Origin of the sequence: Pseudonocardia pini, from assembly GCF_013870575.1 — a bacterium.
In the GTDB taxonomy this organism is placed as follows: Bacteria; Actinomycetota; Actinomycetes; order Mycobacteriales; family Pseudonocardiaceae; genus Pseudonocardia; species Pseudonocardia pini.
Window position 1 is genome coordinate 1 of the sequence record NZ_JACBXB010000855.1, and the last position, 2191, is coordinate 2191.

Sequence of the window (2191 nt, forward strand, 5' to 3'; positions counted from 1 at the left end):
CAGCGCCACGATCAGCGCCACGAGGACCGCCAGCAGCAGCGGCACCCCGACGAGCGCCAGCACGACCGCGATGAGGGCCACGAGGGCGAGCCGGGCGAACGCGTAGAGCGCGACGGTCGCGGCGAGACCGGGTTCCTTGCCGGTGGCCGCGGATGTGTCGGCGGGTGTGTCGGTGGTGCCTGACGCCATGCCCCGAGCGTACCGACCACTCGGCGCCCGGCCTTTACCGTCCGGCGGGGCGGAGGTCCGGGCCCACGCCGGCCTCACGCCCGCGAGGGCATGCTCGGGCCGTCGCGGGCGACGCACGAACGCCCAGCTCACACGCCCCTCAGGCCACGCTCAGGCCCCTCTCAGGGAGCGCCCCACGATCTGACCGGGTTGGGGCGAGACGTCCGCTTTGCCCTTTAAGAGCCCTTTACCTCCGCCCAACCGTTCGAGTACCCGGGGTCCGCGGTGTCACGATGGCCCGGTAATCGACGACGTGGAGGCTTCGCAATGTCTGCTCCGGCCCAGAACGCGAACGAGCGCCTGCTCACCCCCGGCGAGGTGGCGACCCTGTTCCGCGTCGATCCCAAGACCGTGACCCGCTGGGCCTCGGCCGGACGGATCGGATCGATCCGAACCCCTGGTGGCCACCGCCGCTTCCGGGAGTCCGAGGTGCGCGGCATGCTCGCGGACCTGACCAGCGAGGCCACGATGGGCACGCACCACCGCTGACCCGCACCGCCGGTCGGGTCCAGGAAGCCTCCCGGACCCGACCGGTTGCTTTACCGGGATGTTGCCCGCCGCTCCAGTACGCTCGCGTGCAGGAGGTGATGGTGGTGCTGCTGTACGTCGTCGCGTTCGCCGGAGCGGCCGTCATCGCAGTGCTGCTGTGGCGTGCGATGAACAGCGACCGGGCCGAGATCCCCCGCGGCACGAGCGCTCCCCGACCGTCGAGTCCGCCCCGTCGGCCCCGCCCGACCGGCCCGGACGACGATCCCGACTTCCTGCGCAGCCTCGACGAGGACCTGCGCAAGGGCGGCGGCGAGGGAGACGATCCCCCGCCCGCTCCCGAGAGGTAGCGCTGAGGCCGCGCCTCCTAGCGTCCCGCACCGCGAATCCGCTCCACATCTCGACGGCCCAGGCCCACGCAGACGGCGTTGCCGGCCCGGCGAGCACCCGGTACGAGCCTCGGACCGGCTGCCTGGCCTCGCGTGAACCTGGGTCCGCCGAGATGCGCAACGGACTCGCGGTGCGGGACGCTAGCGCGGGAACCCGTCGGCGACGGAGGCGGCGAGCTCCAGCAGCGCGATCCGCGTGGGCTGGGCGAGCCGGTCCAGGTCGACCTCCGCACCCTCCTCGAGGTGCGGGTCGAACGGGATCTGGATGACCGCGCGGCAGCGCCCCGCGAAGTGGTGTGCCACCCGGTCCAGGTCCACCGCGCCCGCCTGCCGGTGCACGTTGTTGATCACGGCGACGGCGTTGCGCACCAGGTCACCGTGCTGGTGGGCCTCGAGCCAGTCCATCGTCGCGGAGGCGCTGCGGGCGCCGTCGATCGAGCCGGACGACACGATGATCAGCTGGTCCGCCACGCCGAGCACGCCGTACATCGCCGAGTGCATCAGGCCGGTCCCGCAGTCCGTGAGCACGATGTTGTAGAAGTGCTCGAGGAGGGTGACCGTGCGTCGGTAGTCGTCCTCGGAGAACGCCTCGGACACGGCCGGGTCCTGCTCGCTGGCCAGCACCTCCAGCCGCGACGGGCCTTGTGAGGTGTAGGCGCGGACGTCGGTGTAGCGGCGGACGCGCTGGGCGTCTCGCAGCAGGTGGCGCACGGTGGCGCTGGTCTCCAGCGGGATCTTCTGGCTCAGCGTGCCGCGGTCCGGGTTCGCGTCCACCGCCACGACCCGGTCCCCCCGCTTCGACGCGAACGTGGCGCCGAGGGTGGCCGTGATCGTGGTCTTGCCGACGCCGCCCTTGAGGCTGAGCGTGGCGATCTTGTGGCAGCCCAGCAGCGGCTGGTTGACGCGGGTGATGAGCTCGCGTTCCCGGATGTCCAGCGGGCTCTCACCCGGGTTGATCAACCGGCCGGTGAGCAGGTAGAGGAACCGCCGCCAGCCGGTGCGGGGCGGGCGCCTGCGACTGGGCTTGAGCAGGCGGGCGGTGGACAGGTCCGCGGGATCGGTGTCCTCGTCCGCGCGGGTGCGCTGGG

General features: G+C 72.3%; 4 protein-coding genes. 2 read left to right on the forward strand and 2 right to left on the reverse strand.

The genetic code is table 11. The features are described from left to right. On the reverse strand, positions 1-189 hold a 189-nt coding region (locus H5J29_RS29940), incomplete at its 3' end, for a hypothetical protein (protein WP_181784319.1). A gap of 306 nt (positions 190-495) precedes the next feature. Between H5J29_RS29940 and H5J29_RS29945 the strand changes: the two genes are divergently transcribed. Further along, positions 496-717, forward strand: a complete 222-nt coding sequence (locus H5J29_RS29945) for a BldC family transcriptional regulator (protein ID WP_181784320.1) — start codon at positions 496-498, stop codon at positions 715-717. Between the two features lie 86 nt (positions 718-803). Continuing rightward, positions 804-1064, forward strand: coding sequence for a hypothetical protein (locus H5J29_RS29950; RefSeq protein WP_312858474.1), 261 nt, complete (start codon positions 804-806; stop codon positions 1062-1064). Positions 1065-1244: 180 nt separating this feature from the next. Here H5J29_RS29950 and H5J29_RS29955 read toward each other — a convergent pair. Next, positions 1245-2191 (reverse strand): MinD/ParA family ATP-binding protein (locus tag H5J29_RS29955; protein ID WP_181784321.1); only part of this gene is annotated, 947 nt, incomplete at its 5' end.

Excerpts from the sequence above, each read along its gene's own strand:
- H5J29_RS29945 (WP_181784320.1), top strand. The coding sequence starts at position 496 with ATGTCTGCTCCGGCCCAGAACGCGAACGAGCGCCTGCTCACCCCCGGC.